A 17,916-nucleotide genomic window follows, 5' to 3' on the forward strand; every position below is an offset into this window, starting at 1 on the left:
ACCTATCCGATATAACAGTTTTCTTCAAAGGTATTTCCATCCTCATCGATAGCAACTAATATCTTTTGTTCTTTCGAAGAAACATAAGTCTGATATATCCACGGTATAGTCCACAATCCTAACGTAACGCAGCATATTAGAAAATTGAAACCATGATCTACTGCTTTAGCATCTTTTGATAAAACGGCAAACGGTAATTTATCATTCCTTTCTTCAATTACAAATCCATTGCTAATTTTATTAGCAATAATATTTGAATATTTTTGTAAATTATCTTCACTTGTGATTTGGGAAATATTCATAACTATTATTTTTATATTGGCTAATTATTTTTTTTAATCAACTTAGACAAATAATTAATTACAAAATTAAGGGTTCGATATAATTCATACAATACCCACTTTTAGTGATTTTTCAATTATGTCTAATAATTTAATATTTCTAATACTAAATTAGATTACAAATATATTTTTAAAATCGCTCTTACATATTACATAATAGTCCGACAGATTTACAAAATTCACACTTTTTAGATAATTACTAAAACAACATAAAAACGACTGGTATCTACTTTCTAATTCAAGAAAATAGATCCCAGTCGTTTTGCAGTTAAAAAATTATATTTTGATTTGTTTCTGTCTATTTTGAGTTATAGCAACCCTAGATTACTTTATTTTTAATCGTTTCAAAAGATTATCTATTACTTGATTTATTTCGACGGAAATGGCAATTTTATAATTGACATACACGTATAAAATGGTTACTAAAATTGATTTCATTGCAATAGAAATAATAGGATGAAAAGGGAACTGCCAGAAATAAAATAATAGAAACAAAATAAAAGTAATCACAATAGAATATAACGTTTGATTGGTAAAAGGATACAAATGCAAGCGCTTCACCACAAAAAGCAGTTTCGCTAAACTATATAAAGTAATTGATAACAAAGTCGCAAAAGCAGAACCCATAATACCATATATTGGGATAAAAATCATATTCAGTCCTACGGTTAGCACTACTAAACCTACGCCCAAAAACAAAACCGTTCGGTAATATTTCGTATTAAAAATTATCGCATTATTATTCCCCAATATCAAATCAAAATATTTAGAAATCCCAATCATAAAAACGACCAAAATACCTCCACTGTACTCCTTGGGAACCATTTCATACAATTGATTGATATTAACAAAAATACCCAACATCACCAAACCGCCAACTACTTGCAGATTAATTGAGGTTTTTTTGTAAAGATCATTAAGTTCCTCTTGCTTATTTTCGTGCATTAATCGTGCAGTAATAGGATAAACGATTTGATGCATTGCTCTACTGGGAACAGATATTACTAATGCAATATAGGTTGCAACAGAATAAAAAGCAATATTTTCGATATGCATATATTGATTAAGAATCATTTTATCTCCATCCAAAAGTAAATTAGCAACACTTCCTGACAATATAATATAAAAAGTATAGGTCAATATTTCTTTCGTGTTTACGGGTATTGTAAACTGAAAAGTGGGTTTTTGGATGCTAAATGCATAGAACATTGTTACCAGAAATGCCAAAAAATACAATCCAGCTGTTGCATAAACAAACCCTTCTACAGTGAGCCAATTGTAATAAACTCCAATCAATAGGAATAACGAAAACAATCGCAAACCTACTTCCTTAATAAAATTACCAAAAACCGAATGCATGTGTACTCGTAACCAGGCATAAAAGATTTCAAAGTAGGCCATACATAATCCAATAAATGGTATCAACCAGATATAACTTTTGACAATGGCATTCTTTTTGGATAAAAAGAATAAAATCTCATCATAAAAGATAAGACCAATTAGCAACATTGGAATTATTAGTAATAAAGGGAATAAAACAGTAAAGGATAAAAAACGGGATTTTTCCTCTTCAGTTTGATATTGAGAATAAAATTTTACTAAGGTATTTTGCATTCCAATTGCAAATAATGGCATAATGACATTCGCGCAAGAAGTTACGTAATTAGTTAAACCATAAAAAGTTGCTCCAAGAAAAACAGGATACAAATAAATAGTGTTTATTCCGCCAATTCCAAATCCAATATAGGTTATTACGGTATTCTTTAAGGACTGATTTAATACTATTCCCATTTTAGGAGTTTAATGTTTTTATGTTTAAAGTTGTAATAACTCGGACTCTTTTAATTTATCAATTGTGCTAACTCTTTCGTAAGGTTTCTTCTGGAATAGCGCTGTAAACCAACTCCGTTTGACTGAAGTTTGCCTTGCAAAAACTGATTGTAAAAGTCCAAAATTACACTTTTCAATCTCATTTTTTCAGAATACTTAAAGAACACACCCGTATTGGTAGTCGTTATGATGTCGGCAAAATCAGAATCCTTTGGCCCAATGGCAATAATAGGTCTGTTAGAAACCATGTATTCGAATAATTTTCCTGGAATTATGCTTTTCGTAACTTCAGAATCGATTTCAATAAGCAACAAAACTTGTGATTTTCTTTGATATGCAATTGCTTCAGAATGCGAAACATAACCCAGATTACTCAAATAGGAATTTAATCCAAATTGGGAAAGGGTTTCTAAAACTTCTTGGCTTACAGCGCCAATCAATTTGATTTCCAAATGCGATTTGAAATCAGGAATTTCATTAATTAATTCGACTAAACTTTCCCATAAAACACAAGGATTTCTTTCGGAAAGAAAAGAACCAATGTGCGCCAAACTAAATTTCGTATCCAAAATTTGCTTTTCTACATTCTCATCATCATAACCATTAGTAATTACCGCAATGGGCTTGTCTGTGATCGCTTCAAACTCTGTTTTAGTGGTTTTGCTCGTCACGATAATTGTGTCAGCAATATTTAAAACTTGATGCTCTAACGTTTTGTGCTTTTTGGCCGCATAATTAGACAATCGTAATGATTTATGATATCCAATAGTTGTCCAAGGATCGCGGAAATCAGCAAACCATTTTACGTTTAATTTTTGTTTTAATTCTAATCCAATGAGATGTAAACTGTGCGGCGGACCGGAAGTGATAATGGTATCAATATTATTTTCTTGAATATATTTTTCTAAATAAGAAACCGATGGTTTTACCCAGAAGACACGGGCATCAGGAATAAAAAGATTCCCGCGAATCCAAAGAAAAGTTTTGTCCAGAAAAGATTGCTTTTTCTGATTTGGAATAATTCCTGAACTGATTTTCTTCGTTTTATTTTTCGAAAGAAAAGACGCCAGTTGATACGGTTCAAAAATTTTATGTCTCAGAATAATTGCTTTATTCGAAACTTCTTTTATTAAATTTTCATCCACAATAGGATACGTTGGATTCTCTGGAATATAAACAATAGGTTGAATACCAAAATCCGGCAAGTACTTGACAAATTTAAGCCAACGTTGCACGCCAGGTCCTCCAGCCGGTGGCCAATAGTAGGTAATGATTAGGATTTGTTTTTGTTCCAAGTTTAAGGATTTGTTTTAATTGATTTTAAATCATTTAAAAACAATCTACTATTTTTATATACGCCTCTTAACGTAAAAAATAAAGGCACCATAAAAACAAGCATAAAATTAGTTATCTTAAATTTAATGATCGTAGCTTCATGTGAAGCACTCATAGTTCCAAGAATAATCCCTAAAAGAAAAAGCCAAGGTACTATATTTTGAAATGATTTTAAACGAAAGAACTCCTTCATAATTCTATTAAATGTTTTTATTGTTTAGTTTCTCCAACTCTTCAATATCAAGTTGGTCCTTAAGTCTGTTGGCTGCTTTTTTCGCAATAATTAAATTATCATAATCAATAAAAAAGACTGGAATTCCATCTATTTCTATGATATTTGCTTTTTCTAAAAGTGTTGCAAAAGGCTGATTTTCTAAACCTTTAACAGAAGTCATAATATCCAATCTAAAATTAATATTTAGAGTAAAATCTGTCCAACCTGGAATAAATCGCATCGTTTTTATACTTTCAAAATCGCCTAATCCCATTTGTGTAATGGCTTTTCTTAAATTTTCACGATTAGCAATTGTATCTTCTATAAAAATAATAATATCTCCTGTATTTCTTCCGTAGCCATAAATATTGACTGCAAATCCACCGATGGTAAGATAGTTTACATTATTTTCTGACAAGTACTTCCAAACATCTATTATTTGTTTGTGTATATCCATTTCAAATTATTTTGATTTTGAATATTTTTTTGCCGATTTTAGTATGCATGAAAGTTCTATTATTGCCATCAATTTTTCAAAACGTTGTTGATAGGTCAAATGTCTTATTTCTTCAATATATCTTGCTTCCATTAGTATTGGAGGTGCGTGATTTAATTTGACTTTGCCCATTACATTTATAAATTTAGAATCCGTTTGAAATCATATCAAAATTACAAATAAATATTAGACAGTTAACGTCTTTTTCTTCCTTTCAAAATAAATTCCTCCAATCAAAAGCAACAACATTCCTATCGAACTAATTAAAGTAATCGTACTTCCTGTTTTGATAACTTGAGGCTCGAATTTGAATTCTACCAAATGTTTTCCTGCTGGAATTTGCAATCCTCTTAAAACATAATCCACACGAATGTGATCTATCTTTTTTCCATCGATAGAAGCATTCCAACCTTTTCCATAATACATTTCGGAGAAAACAGCTAAACCTTCATTGGTATTATTGGAAGTGTATTTTAAATGATTGGGTTTGTATGAATCCAAAGTTATGGTAGCCAGACTATCTTTGGCGAAAGCCTTATTTTTAACTGTAAAGTCTTTACTATTTACGATCGCTACATTTTTAGAATCCAAACTATCCAAAGCTTTCATTTCTTCATCAGCAGAATTCACTAATTTTACTTGGCTCACAAACCATGCGCTTCCATTGGCATTAGGATTCGACGTTGGAAATTCTTTTCCTTCTTTATCCGTTTGAATAACGTACTTCACATCCAACATATTAAGAATTTCCATGTTATTTTTGGCAATTTGGTAATCGAATAATTGTTGCATTCTTCGAGGTCGAACCGCACTATACCCTCCAATAGATTTATGAAAATAGGAAGATCTGGCGTTTAATAATCCGTTTACTTCAAAAACGCGATAATTGGTAGTGTCTTTTAGAATTTGTGTATCCGAAGGGCTTTCCTGAAAAGGTACTTCGACCTCACGTCCAGAAACAAAATCTTTAGCTGAAACATATTTTTTATCGACAAAAAACAAGTCGAAAATCATCAATAAACCAACTAGAATTACAGTTGTATTTTGAGCTAATTTTTGCTTTATAAACATCCATAAAATACCCGCTGAAAGTAAGATAAAGAAACCAGAACGCAATAAATCAGCGCTAAACAAACTCTTTCTGTCTTCTTTAAGCGCATCTACAAAACCGGGACCGTAGCTTTTAAGAAAATAGCTGTCACTGCCTCCAGAAAAACTGAGCATCCCTTTTAATAAAAACAAAATAACAAGTGTTCCAACACCTATTGCAGCAGTTTGCCATAAAGCTTGTAATTGTTCTTCTTTTTCAGATTTCATAAAAGATTGCAATCCCATTATCGCTAAAACTGGAAAACATAATTCTAAAACTACCTGAATAGATGAAACTGCTCTAAACTTATCGTACATCGGAATATAATCTATAAAAAAGTCCGTCAACGTCGGGAAATTTTTACCCCAAGAAAGTACTAAAGCAAGTACTGCCCCCGAAAGAAATACATATTTAATTTTTCGTTTATCAATAAATAAGGCTAAAATCCCCAAGAAGAAAACAACGGCTCCAATGTAAGCAGGTGCTGCCACAATAGGCTGATCGCCCCAATACGTTGGCATTCCAGAGACAAAATCGTTTGCCTGTCCTTCTGGCACCCCTTGACCAATCATGAAATCGTACATCTTACTGTCTTTTCCTAGCGCTTCATTATTAGAACCTCCAAAAATTCTTGGCGCAATAAGATTAAAACTTTCGGCTATTCCGTAACTGTATTCTGTAATATATTCTTTGCTCATGGCGCTATTGCCGATGATTTTTGATCCGTCAGGATTGAAGGTCAATTCACTTTTTCCACGTATGCTAAAATTGGCATATTCAGTAGTTGCCAATAAATTCGTAGCATTGGCTCCAATAGCAAAAATACCTGCCACCGCTAAAACGCCAAAAGAGTAAAGCATAGATTTATACTGCTTTTCTTTGACATCCTGATAAATAAAATAACCGGAAAGTATCAATGAGAAAATTAGCAGATAATACGTCATTTGAAAGTGGTTGGCATTAACTTCTAATGCCACAGCAAACATGGTGATTAAACCACCCAAAACATACTTTTTTCGAAAAACCAATATAAATCCTGCAATAACAAGTGGCATATAAGCAATCGCATGCGCTTTGGCATTGTGTCCTACACCCAAAATCACAATCAAATAGGTAGAGAAACCAAAAGCTAATGCACCAAAAAAGGCTTTCAAAGGATCAATCTTCATCACTAGTAACAATCCGTAAAAGCCAAGAAAGTAGAGGAATAAATAATCGGCAGGACGCGGCAAAAAACGCAATGCGTCATCAATCACTCCAATATAATCGTGTGGGTATTTCGCTCCCAATTGATAGGTAGGCATTCCTCCAAAAGCAGCGTTTGTCCAATAGGGTTCTATGTGATCCGAGGCTCTAAAATCATTCTGCTCTTTAGCCATTCCGGTATATTGAACAATATCCGACTGAAAAATTTGTTTTCCTTGTAAAACAGGATAAAAATAAATAAGAGAAATGAGTACAAAACCAAGTATGGCTAAGGCGTGCGGATAGAACTTATTAAGAATTTTCATTAAAAAAGTTTAGAGTTTTAAAGTTTATCATTTGATTTGGAAAACCCGAATAAAATCAGATTTTGGTCAACCAAGTAAACTATCTGGTGCAAACTTAATCAATTTCTTCATAATCCACATAATCTCCTACTTTTTTGGTTTCGCGAGGATTTTTAGAATTTGCATTGTCGTAAATGACTTCATCCTTACTTTTAGTTTTGTTCCAAGAGTTGTCTTGCGAGTATTGTTGCTGTTTCTGGAAGTTCTCTCCTGCTTTCTGCACTACTTTTTTAACCAATAAAGGCAAAAATAATTTCGCCAAAAATTTAAAAATATAATAGAAAGCTATTATGTAAAAGATGGTTTCTATAAAACCTGTAAAAGAGGCTGTTTGCATAATCAAAATATTTTTTTCCAAAATTAATAAATTCATCCCGAACCTTCGGGACAAAAGTGAAATATCATTCTTAAATAAATGATAAAATATAGTACATTTGAAATGCGTTATTACTTTTAACTTCAAAAAAATAATATCATGAAAATCAAAATCTTATTTGTCGCTGCTATTTTTATGATTCCGTTTGTTCAATATGGCCAACATACTGACCAAATTAATTCAAATAGACCTGGAGAAACGATGTCCGCTTTTGCGGTAGGAAAAAAAGTAATTCAAGTTGAAACAGGGATATATGGAATAAAAGAAAATCATCGTTTACTGAATTATGATGCGAATGGAATTGGAATGGATTTGACTTTAAGGTATGGCTTCTTTCTTGAAAAATTAGAATTAGTAGCCGATTTACAATACCAAAATGAAAAATTCACAACTCCATTAAGCAGTGTCAAAAAATCAGCTTTAAAACAAACTGTTTTGGGAGCAAAATATTTGATCTATGATCCATTCAAAAATTATGAGAAAAAGGTAAATGTATACAGCTGGAAAGCGAATCATTCGTTCAATTGGCACCAATTGATTCCTGCAGTTTCTGTTTTTGCAGGTGCCAATTTTACCATGGCTGACAATCCATACTCTTTTTCTCGAGATGCAAATATTTCTCCAAAAATCATGTTGATTACCCAAAATCATTTGGGCGACGGAACATGGGTTTTCGTAACCAATATCATTGCTGATTACGTAACAACTGACTATCCAAGTTATGGTTATGTGATAACTTTTACAAAAGGATTCAATGATAAATGGTCTGGGTTCATAGAAAATCAAGGATTCAAAAGCGATTTTTACAGCGATGCAATCCTCAGAGGAGGTGCTGCTTATTTATTGAATAAAGACATGCAAATTGACGCATCTGTAAGTACAAATTTCAAGGATACACCAACAGTACTTTATGGAGGCGTTGGCTTTTCTTGGCGCTATGATGCTAATTATCAAGAAGTAAGAATGGACCTTGATAAAGGCGGAAACAAAAAATCTAAGTCAATAAAAAAAGCAGAGAAAAAAAATAAAAAACGCAAAGACGAAATAGAAAATACACTATAAAATCCTATAATGATTACAATAAAAGAAGCTAAAACAAAAAATGAATTAACGGATTTCATTAAATTCCCTTTTTCTTTATATAAAAATAATAAAAACTGGGTTCCTCCATTAATCGCAGATGAACTGGAAAGTTTTGACAAAACAAAAAACCCTGCTTTCGAAAATGCCGAAGCCTATTTTTACATCGCTTACAAAGACTACAAAATTGTAGGAAGGATTGCTGCTATCATTAATTGGAAGGAAGTAAATGACCAACAAAAAAAGAAAGTGCGTTTCGGTTGGTTTGATGTTATAGATGATATTGAAGTGACCAAGGCATTACTTGAAAAAGTCAACGAATTAGGACGAAAAAATAAATTAGAATACGTTGAGGGTCCAATGGGATTTTCTAACTTGGATAAGGTAGGAGTTCTTACTGAAGGTTTTGAAGAAATGGGCACGATGATTACGTGGTACAATCATCTGTATTATGCCACTCATTTTGAACAGTTGGGTTACTTTAAAGAGAAAGAATATATTGAAAGTAAATTTCCTTTTTCAAATGTAAAACCGGAATTTTTTGAAAAAGCGAATGAATTGGTAAAAAGAAGATACCAGTTAAGTCCGCTCAATTTCAAAACCACCAAAGAAGTAATGCCTCATGTAGATAAAATGTTCGATTTATTCAATAAATCTTATGCTTCCTTATCTTCCTTCGTAGCTATTTCAGATACAGAAAAAGAGTATTTTAAGAAAAAATATATTAGTTTTATCAATCCAGAATTCATCAAATTTGTGGAAGATAAAGACCATAATATTGTTGCTTTCAGTATCGTGATGCCTTCTTTTTCGGAAGCTTTGCAAAAATCGAAAGGAAAATTATTCCCTTTTGGATTCCTGCATTTGCTGAAAGCAAAAAAACAAAGTAAAGATGTGCTCTTCTATCTTATTGGTGTTCTCCCAGAATATCAAAACAAAGCAGTTACAGCAATTATTTTTAAGGAATATTACGAAACTTTCAGAGAAAAAGGAATTATAAATTGCTTCAGAACTCCCGAATTAGCTGACAATTTAGCTATTCATAACTTATGGAAACATTTTAATACCGTTGTCCATAAAAGAAGATGCACCTTTCGCAGAGAATTATAATTGTAAAATCCCATTTATAGAAATTAATTTTAATATAATAACAAAAAAAGTCCATCAGCCACCGCAAAGTCACTGAAAATAATCTTGTAAGAATAAATTATTAAAACAAAAGGAGTAGAAGCGAATTTTTCTACTTCTTTTTTGCTTTGAGTGTTTATCGCAAGGCCTATTTTATTGTTAAAAATCGGCTCCGAACCTTTCAATTCAAAATTTTTATTTCTTTGGAATTATTTACTTTCTAAAATAGCACGTTCGTTATTCGGTCTTATGAAAGGCCATTTGTCATTATAAAATTCCGAATCCATTATGGCAGAAAATAAAACCGTAAAAAAAAACCCGACAAGCTTCGAAACCGATCGGGTGTAAAATTTAAGAGATTTTAATATTATTTTGTAAACAACAATTCTCTGTATTTAGTTAATGTCCAAAGCTCATTATCAACTAATAATTCCAGTTTATCGCAGTGCTCACGGATTATTTCAAAATAAGGTTTCACTTCATTACAGTAAGCTTCAGCCATTTCTTGCGCATCAGTAAGAATGTTTGCTTTCTTTCTTTCATTGGTCATCTCTTCCACTTTAGAATTGATTCCTTCAATATGTCCGGAAATTTCTTTGATTAAAACAATTTGCTCTTTTGCAATTGATTCAAATTCAGCTCCAAAAATATCTTTCAATCCTTTAACGTTTTCAATCAAAGTATTTTGATAACGGATAGCCGTAGGAATTACGTGATTTTTAGAAATATCACCTAAAACTCGACCTTCAATTTGAATTTTCTTAGTATACTCCTCCAATTCAATTTCGTAACGTGCTTCAACTTCAATGTGGTTCATGATACCCATTTCAGAAAACAAATCTAATGCTTGTTTAGAAGCTCTCGCTTTTAATGCTTCGGGAGTTGTTTTGAAGTTACTCAAACCTCTTTTTCCTGCTTCAATTTCCCAAGCTTCACTGTAACCGTCTCCTTCGAAAAGTATATTTTTAGAAACTTTGATATATTCTCTTAATACGTTGAAGATAGCGTCATCTTTCTTCATGTCTTTAGATTCAATTAATGAATCTACTTCAATTTTAAAATCTTTCAATTGTTTTGCAACAATAGTATTCAAAGTGGTCATTGAATTAGAACAGTTAGCAGAAGAACCCACCGCTCTGAATTCAAATTTATTTCCTGTAAAAGCAAACGGTGAAGTCCTGTTTCTGTCTGTATTATCTAAAAGTACATCTGGAATTTTCCCAACTACGTTTAATTTTAAATCGGTTTTTTCTTCCGGTGATAATTTTCCGGCCGTTACACCTTCTAATTCCGCCAACACTTTAGTCAATTGCTCTCCAATAAAGACAGAGATAATTGCAGGTGGCGCTTCATTAGCTCCTAATCTGTGGTCATTACTTGCTGTTGCAATTGCTCCTCTAAGCAATGCTTCGTAATCATTGACCGCTTTAATAGTATTGATAAAGAAAGTCAAAAACTGCAAATTGCTCATTGGCGTTTTACTTGGACTTAATAAGTTAACTCCGGTATCTGTTGCCAATGACCAGTTGTTGTGTTTTCCTGAACCGTTTACACCTTTGAAAGGTTTTTCATGGAACAATACTTTCAAATCATGACGTTCCGCCACTTTTTGCATTACATCCATCAACAAACAGTTATGATCTACGGCTAAATTTGTTTCTTCAAAAATAGGCGCCAATTCAAATTGATTTGGAGCTACTTCATTGTGACGCGTTTTTACCGGTATTCCAAGCAACATACATTCTTGCTCTAAATCTCTCATGTACGTTAAAGCACGAGTTGGAATAGAACCAAAATAATGGTCATCTAATTGTTGCCCTTTTGCAGAAGTATGTCCCAGTAAAGTTCTTCCAGTCATGATAAGATCCGGACGAGAGTCAGCCAATGATTTATCGATTAAGAAATATTCTTGCTCCCACCCTAAAGTTGCCGTTACTTTCTTAACATTTTTATCAAAATATTTACAGACTTCAGTTGCAGCAGTATCCATTGCAGATAAAGCTCTTAATAAGGGAATTTTATTATCTAAAGCTTCTCCTGTGTAGGAGATAAAAACAGTTGGAATACATAAAGTAGTTCCATATATAAATGCAGGAGATGTTGGATCCCAAGCCGTATACCCTCTTGCTTCAAATGTGTTTCTGATTCCACCATTTGGGAAACTGGAAGCATCTGGTTCTTGTTGTACTAGTTGAGTACCTCCAAATTTTTCTACGGGATCACTGCCGTCATAAGATGTTTCAAAAAAAGCATCATGTTTTTCAGCGGTTGTTCCTGTAAGTGGCTGAAACCAGTGCGTATAATGCGTAACTCCTTTAGACAAGGCCCACTCCTTCATACCCATTGCAATATAATCCGCTAATTTTCTGTCTATTTTAGTTCCATATTGAACAGCTCCTTGCACTCCTTTGAAAGCATCCGAAGTTAGAAATTGCTTCATTGCTTTATCATTAAAAACATTTGAACCAAAAAGAGTTGATTTTCTATCAGTTTCTTCAAAATGAACAGGTTTTCTGTTCGACGCTTCTCTCAAAGCTTGAAAACGTAATGTTGACATGTTTACAATTTTTAAGTTATTATAATAGATTTAATAAACAGACAAATATAATCAATATTAAACAAAAACGCTGCTTATTGCAATTGTGAAATTAGTTTTTATTCCTATTTAAAATTATCATTTTGAATTTTTACCCCCGGCTAAAATACACTTCTGTGAAAAATAACATACGACACAATGAAAAACACCCCCTAATTATAACACCTAAATAATTTATTTTATATTTGCATCCAAATAAGAAAAACGAAATAATTTATACTATTATGGCTAAAATAAAATTAGAGTACATTTGGTTAGACGGATATGAACCAACTCAAAACTTAAGAAGTAAAACCAAAGTTGAAGAACACGAAAATTTTAAAGGTACTATAGAAGAAATAGGGAACTGGTCTTTTGACGGTTCCTCTACAAAACAAGCAGAAGGTGGTTCGTCTGATTGTCTATTAGTTCCTGTTGCTATATATCCTGATCCAACCCGTATCAATGGATATTTAGTCATGACTGAAGTTATGAATGCTGATGGTACTGCTCACTCTTCTAATGGTAGAGCTACTATTGATGATGATGGTGATTTCTGGTTTGGTTTCGAACAAGAATATTTTATTATGGATACTAAAACTTTATTGCCTTTAGGATTTCCAATAGGGGGCTACCCTGCCCCACAAGGTATGTACTATTGTTCAGTAGGTGGTAAAAACACGCACGGAAGAAGTTTAGTAGAAGAACATGCTGATTTATGTATTGCTGCAGGAATTAACTTTGAAGGAATTAACCAAGAAGTAGCTTGTGGACAATGGGAATTTCAATTATTCGCACAGGGTGCTAAAAAAGCAGGTGACGAAATTTGGATTGCCAGATATTTATTAGATCGTTTGACTGAAAAATACGGTTACTATATTGATTACCACCCAAAACCATTAGGTGATACCGATTGGAACGGGTCAGGAATGCATGCTAACTTCTCTAATGAAGTATTAAGAACATGTGGTTCTCAAGAAATATATGAAAAAATATGTGAGGCATTCAGACCGGTAACTGCAGAACACATTGCAGTCTACGGTGCGTATAATGACCAACGTTTAACAGGTAAGCACGAAACTGCTTCTATCCATGATTTCTCTTATGGGATTTCTGATAGAGGAGCTTCAATCAGAATCCCATTAATTACCGTTCAAAAAGGATGGAAAGGATGGTTGGAAGACAGAAGACCGGCATCTAATGGTGATCCATACAAAATTGCTGCACGAATTGTAAAAACTGTAAAATCTGTTTTAATTGAAGATTCTGTTTTAGCATAAGTTTCTCTTTTCACAACTCGATTTGTTTATATTTTAAAAGTGTCTTCGTAAACGGAGGCACTTTTTTTTTTAGAAATAGACAGTAATGAATTTCCAACTCCAACTTTGTTTAAAATAAGGGTCGAACTTAAAAATCAAAAAGTATCTTTGTTTAACCTTTAATAAATAACTTAATTTATGATTGTCTGGATATTATTCTTAATTGCTATTCTGCTATTTCTTGCACTCGACTTAGGCGTTTTCAATAAAACACCACACATTATTAGTTCCAAAGAAGCAGGAAAATGGACTGCCGTTTGGGTGGCATTATCTTTTATGTTTTCTGGAGTTATTTACTGGCTTTACGGTACAGATTACATTGCAAATCCAGATCATTTGAAACCAGCAACGGCAGCTATAAAATTCATTACTGGTTATCTTATTGAATTATCGCTGAGTGTGGATAATATATTTGTTATTGCTGTTATATTCTCCGCTTTTAAAATACCAAAAAAATACCAACACCGGGTTTTGTTTTGGGGAATATTGGGAGCAATCATTTTTAGAGGTGCCATGATTTATTTTGGCGTTTTGTTGATCAATAAATTTGCATGGACCACGTATCTTTTTGGTGCATTTTTAATTTACACCGCAATGAGAATGCTGTTTGACAATGAAGATGAAAAATTTGAACCTAAAAAATCATTCGTTTATAAAAGTTTAAAGAAAGTTGTTCCAGTTTCCAATCATATAGACAAAGAACATTTTTTTGTAAAAAGACGACATATTACAGCGGCAACACCCCTTTTTGTAGCATTAGTAGTTATTGAAGTAATGGATGTTGTATTTGCACTCGATAGTGTTCCTGCAATTTTAGCAATAACCAGTGATCCTTTTTTAGTTTTTAGCTCTAATATTTTTGCTATACTAGGTTTGCGTTCCATGTATTTCTTTTTAGCCAATATGCTGGAAAGATTCAGCTATTTAGAATATAGCCTTATTGCTATCTTAAGTTTTGTAGGTCTAAAAATGTTGATTCATGATTTTATCGAATTGCCGGAATGGATATCACTTGCTTTTATTGCGGTTTCACTAATAGCAGGAATCATAGTATCCTTGAAAATAAATAAAAAGGAAACTAATGAGGAAGATAATTGAGCTGTAAAAATTTTAAATTTCACTGATCAAAAAGCATAAAAAAAGGGAATCTTTCGATTCCCTTTTTTTATTTAAGAATGTAAACTACAAATCAATTTTCTTAATTTGGCTTTTATCAACATTTAAAGCCGACATTACTGCGTTTATGTTATTTTTATCTATTGTTGTAGAAAAACCAGCTGGAGTAATTACAATCCTTAAAACCTGATTCAATCTATAATTCGTAGAAACCGTTTGTAAATTATTACCCACCATAAAAATACTTACATCAGTAGTGGTATAATCATAGTCAAAACCAAAGTCTAATGTTCCGTCAGCAAAATAATGCGTTTCTGGCAACAATTTCCAAATGTCACTTCCTTGTGATGTTATACCAGTCAAGCGGTACACTAAAACCACATCCGAAGAATATATGCGCGGATTTAAAGTTACCAATCGACTATAATTATTAGTTGAATTAAATGAAGCGTTTACTTCAAATACTTCGCTTGTCGCAACTGGAAGAGGATCAATTTCAAAACTGCCAGAAGTAGTACAAGATTGCAAGGTGAATAATCCTGCAATGGCTAAAAAGGTAATTATCTTTTTCATGATTTAAATATTTTAATAGTTTATTTTTTTAATATATTCATGAACTGTGCCAAAGTTTATTTTAAAAAAAATGTAGCTTTGAAAGATGGAAAAAAAACTAAAATTATACATGGTAATACTAGGCTATAAACCGAAAGGCTGATTTACAGAACAGCGCGATATTTTTTTTGGAATTGGAACTTCCTTGGAGAATTTGATCCCACAGATGAAAAATTTTTGGCCTGAAGCCAAAGGAAAAATTCATATTGATGCCTGGCGTGAAGTTGCTACGGTCGAAAATTATTGATTTAAATTAGTCCCAAAGAAGCGATTGAAAATTCCTCATCAGAAAAATTATTTTTTAGCAATTTGGATGGTTATTGCAGAGACACCCCGCAATGCAACTCTACGAAGTCTAATTGCAAGACAAAACCCATATGGATTCAAGAATCATACAACTCATTCATTTCCCTTTTCGACCCTCCTTTCCTTTGGAGAGTCCAGGCTTCGGGAGGGTGATAAAAACAAAAAAACCGCTTCTTTCGAACTACCCGTCTGGTGATTCATAAACATTAATACCTTATGGTTTTTCGAATGTTAAAAATTGGAAAAGAACACTTTAGCAGAATAAAATACAGCGTAAATACAAAGACAGACTTCTACCAATGTGACCACCAGTAGCTTCGAAACGGGTTTTATAATAAAGAAATCTCTGTGATTATCCTAAGAATAGGAGGACAGAAGCGAATGATTTATTATCATTTTTTTTAAAATATTTAGTCCTCGTAATGTTATCAAATATTATGTTTATGGTTGAATTCAGGTTAAATAAAAAAGGGTAACAAGATTTTATCTCGTTACCCTTTCTAAAAAAAAATTAATTATCGTTTTATATTTTTTGTGCTTTGACTACTTCTCGTTTATCTCCTTGAATAACTTCAATAAAATATAATCCTTTAGCTAACTCACTTCCAAAACGAATAGTTTGTTTAGGAGTTGATTTAAATTGACGTATGAGTCTTCCGTGTATATCTACTATTCTTATAGTGATGGGTTCATCGCTCAAAGATTTAATATACAATCCAAAGTCAGTTGAAGATGGATTTGGAGCTAAAGTAACTTTCATGTCAGGAGATTTCGTTGTTGCACTAGTTCCACCTAAAGGACAACCTGAATTATTAAGAATATCCAATTGAGTTGCTAACGTTCCTGGTGCATTATTTCCAGTTACAAATGCCACATTAACAGCATTTACCACTAATTGAGGATTACTAGAATAAGGTGCTGGATAATCAACCTCTTCACTACAAGCATTCAACAAAGCGGCTACCCCTTGACGAGCTAAATTATAAATACCTCCACCACGTGAATTTAGAGCCTGTAATAAAGTTAAATTAGCAAGACTAGATGGTGCATTTACAAACACATTACCAAACAACATTGAAGGGGTATAGGTTGAACACCATCTATCGGTGTGATTTTTCCAATATCCCAAAGTACAGCCTTCTGCAACACCACAAGATTCAATTGATACTGATGTGGTAGCTACTGCTGCCGGACAGCCTCTACTCGCCGCAATGGTATAAGTTACTAGATACGTACCTACAACGCTCGCACTTGGTGTTATTAATCCCGTTGAGCTATTAATTGTCAATCCTGCCGGTGAAGAAGTAAATGTTCCACCTCCCGTTCCAGTTAAGGTTACGGCTGCCATAGTCTCTATAGTACATAATGACGCTCCTGCATAAACAATGGCTGCCCTTGGTGCCGGTGCACTAAGAAGTACCGCTACTGTGGCTGTGGAAATACATCCACCACTATTTACCGTTACACTATAGCTGCCCACTGCAAGACCAGTGAAGATATTGCTACTTTGATAGGTACTGCCATTGATGCTAAAAGTCAATCCAGTACCTGTTGGAGCGGTAACCGTAATGGTTCCCGTAGCCAATAGACAGGTGGGTTGCGTTAGGGTCACTGTTGCCGCTATCGGTGCTGTTGGTGCACTAAGAATCACCGCTACTGTTGCTGTAGAGATACAACCTGCGCTATTTTTTACCGTTACGTTATAGCTGCCCACTGCAAGATTAGCGAAGATAAGGGTGCTTTGGTAATTAATACCATTGATGCTGTATGTCAATCCAGTACCTGTTGGAGCGCTAACCGTAATGGTTCCCGTAGCCAATAGACAGGTGGGTTGCGTTAGGGTCACTGTTGCCGCTATCGGTGCTGCCGGTACGCTAAGAATCACCGCTACTGTTGCTGTAGAGATACAACCTGCGCTATTTTTTACCGTTACGTTATAGCTGCCCACTGCAAGATTAGCGAAGACAAGAGTGCTTTGATAATTAATACCATCGATGCTGTATGTCAATCCAGTACCTATTGGAGCGCTAACCGTAATGGTTCCCGTGGCCAACAGGCAGGTTGGTTGCGTTAGGGTCACTGTTGCCGCTATCGGTGCTGTTGGTGCACTAAGAATCACCGCTACTGTTGCTGTAGAGATACAACCTGCGCTATCTTTTACAGTTACGTTATAGCTACCCGTTGCAAGACCAGCGAAGATAAGGGTACTTTGATAATTAATACCATTGATGCTGTATGTCAATCCAGTACCTATTGGAGCGCTAACCGTAATAGTTCCAGTTGGCAGAGAACAAGTTGGTTGCGTTAGGGTCACAATTGCCGCTACCGGTGCTGCCGGTACGCTAAGAATCACCGCTATTGTTGCTGTAGAGATACAACCTGCGCTATTTTTTACCGTTACGTTATAGCTACCCGTTGCAAGACCAGCGAAGATAAGGGTACTTTGATAATTAATACCATTGATGCTGTATGTCAATCCAGTACCTATTGGAGCGCTAACCGTAATAGTTCCAGTTGGCAGAGAACAAGTTGGTTGCGTTAGGGTCAC

15 protein-coding genes are annotated in these 17,916 nt (G+C 33.8%); 5 read left to right on the plus strand and 10 right to left on the minus strand.

Annotated features, from left to right (window positions below; all coding sequences use genetic code 11):
* Positions 1-2: 2 nt before the first annotated feature.
* The 7 genes from ACFX5D_RS12745 to ACFX5D_RS12775 all read right to left on the minus strand — a co-directional run bounded on the left by ACFX5D_RS12745 (position 3) and on the right by ACFX5D_RS12775 (position 7,193).
* A complete protein-coding gene (locus tag ACFX5D_RS12745; RefSeq protein ID WP_379858562.1) occupies positions 3-302 on the minus strand; it encodes a hypothetical protein in 300 nt (99 codons plus the stop codon).
* Positions 303-665: 363 nt separating this feature from the next.
* Entirely contained in the window at positions 666-2,132 is a 1,467-nt protein-coding gene (locus tag ACFX5D_RS12750; RefSeq protein ID WP_379858563.1) for an oligosaccharide flippase family protein, read from the minus strand.
* A 50-nt stretch (positions 2,133-2,182) separates the two neighbouring features.
* On the minus strand, positions 2,183-3,466 hold the full coding sequence (locus tag ACFX5D_RS12755) for a glycosyltransferase family 4 protein (protein WP_379858564.1): 1,284 nt from the start codon (positions 3,464-3,466) through the stop codon (positions 2,183-2,185).
* Positions 3,467-3,706: 240 nt separating this feature from the next.
* Positions 3,707-4,177 (minus strand): nucleotidyltransferase, encoded by a 471-nt coding sequence (locus ACFX5D_RS12760; protein WP_379858565.1) that lies wholly within the window; start codon positions 4,175-4,177, stop codon positions 3,707-3,709.
* A 6-nt stretch (positions 4,178-4,183) separates the two neighbouring features.
* On the minus strand, positions 4,184-4,348 hold the full coding sequence (locus ACFX5D_RS12765) for a hypothetical protein (RefSeq protein ID WP_379858566.1): 165 nt from the start codon (positions 4,346-4,348) through the stop codon (positions 4,184-4,186).
* A 54-nt stretch (positions 4,349-4,402) separates the two neighbouring features.
* A complete protein-coding gene (locus ACFX5D_RS12770) occupies positions 4,403-6,817 on the minus strand; it encodes a YfhO family protein (protein ID WP_379858567.1) in 2,415 nt (804 codons plus the stop codon).
* Positions 6,818-6,911: 94 nt separating this feature from the next.
* Positions 6,912-7,193: a DUF4834 family protein gene (locus ACFX5D_RS12775; protein WP_379858568.1), complete on the minus strand. Its 282-nt coding sequence runs from the start codon at positions 7,191-7,193 to the stop codon at positions 6,912-6,914.
* Positions 7,194-7,328: 135 nt separating this feature from the next.
* Here ACFX5D_RS12775 and ACFX5D_RS12780 point away from each other — a divergent pair, with 135 nt between their 5' ends.
* Together ACFX5D_RS12780 and ACFX5D_RS12785 are read left to right on the plus strand one after the other, a co-directional pair.
* Positions 7,329-8,294: a transporter gene (locus ACFX5D_RS12780; RefSeq protein ID WP_379858579.1), complete on the plus strand. Its 966-nt coding sequence runs from the start codon at positions 7,329-7,331 to the stop codon at positions 8,292-8,294.
* A gap of 9 nt (positions 8,295-8,303) precedes the next feature.
* Entirely contained in the window at positions 8,304-9,422 is a 1,119-nt protein-coding gene (locus ACFX5D_RS12785; RefSeq protein WP_379858569.1) for a GTP cyclohydrolase, read from the plus strand.
* Positions 9,423-9,807: 385 nt separating this feature from the next.
* Here the strand turns inward: ACFX5D_RS12785 and ACFX5D_RS12790 are convergent, their stop codons facing one another.
* Complete coding sequence (locus ACFX5D_RS12790) at positions 9,808-11,997, minus strand: glutamine synthetase III family protein (protein WP_379858570.1); 2,190 nt, start codon at positions 11,995-11,997, stop codon at positions 9,808-9,810.
* A 263-nt stretch (positions 11,998-12,260) separates the two neighbouring features.
* On the opposite strand from ACFX5D_RS12790, the gene ACFX5D_RS12795 reads away from it, so the two are divergent.
* The gene (locus ACFX5D_RS12795) at positions 12,261-13,295 is read left to right on the plus strand and encodes a glutamine synthetase beta-grasp domain-containing protein (protein ID WP_379858571.1); all 1,035 of its coding nucleotides are present in this window, start codon (positions 12,261-12,263) and stop codon (positions 13,293-13,295) included.
* Between the two features lie 177 nt (positions 13,296-13,472).
* The gene (locus tag ACFX5D_RS12800) at positions 13,473-14,432 is read left to right on the plus strand and encodes a TerC family protein (protein ID WP_379858572.1); all 960 of its coding nucleotides are present in this window, start codon (positions 13,473-13,475) and stop codon (positions 14,430-14,432) included.
* An 84-nt stretch (positions 14,433-14,516) separates the two neighbouring features.
* Here the strand turns inward: ACFX5D_RS12800 and ACFX5D_RS12805 are convergent, their stop codons facing one another.
* Positions 14,517-15,023, minus strand: a complete 507-nt coding sequence (locus tag ACFX5D_RS12805) for a hypothetical protein (protein ID WP_379858573.1) — start codon at positions 15,021-15,023, stop codon at positions 14,517-14,519.
* Between the two features lie 205 nt (positions 15,024-15,228).
* Between ACFX5D_RS12805 and ACFX5D_RS12810 the strand changes: the two genes are divergently transcribed.
* The gene (locus ACFX5D_RS12810) at positions 15,229-15,309 is read left to right on the plus strand and encodes a DUF1543 domain-containing protein (protein ID WP_379858580.1); all 81 of its coding nucleotides are present in this window, start codon (positions 15,229-15,231) and stop codon (positions 15,307-15,309) included.
* 582 nt (positions 15,310-15,891) lie between these two features.
* Here ACFX5D_RS12810 and ACFX5D_RS12815 read toward each other — a convergent pair.
* Positions 15,892-17,916, minus strand: a 2,025-nt coding sequence (locus ACFX5D_RS12815; protein WP_379858574.1) for a T9SS type A sorting domain-containing protein, incomplete at its 5' end; no start/stop codon positions are given.

It is taken from the genome of Flavobacterium fructosi (genome assembly GCF_042787335.1).
GTDB lineage: Bacteria > Bacteroidota > Bacteroidia > Flavobacteriales > Flavobacteriaceae > Flavobacterium > Flavobacterium fructosi.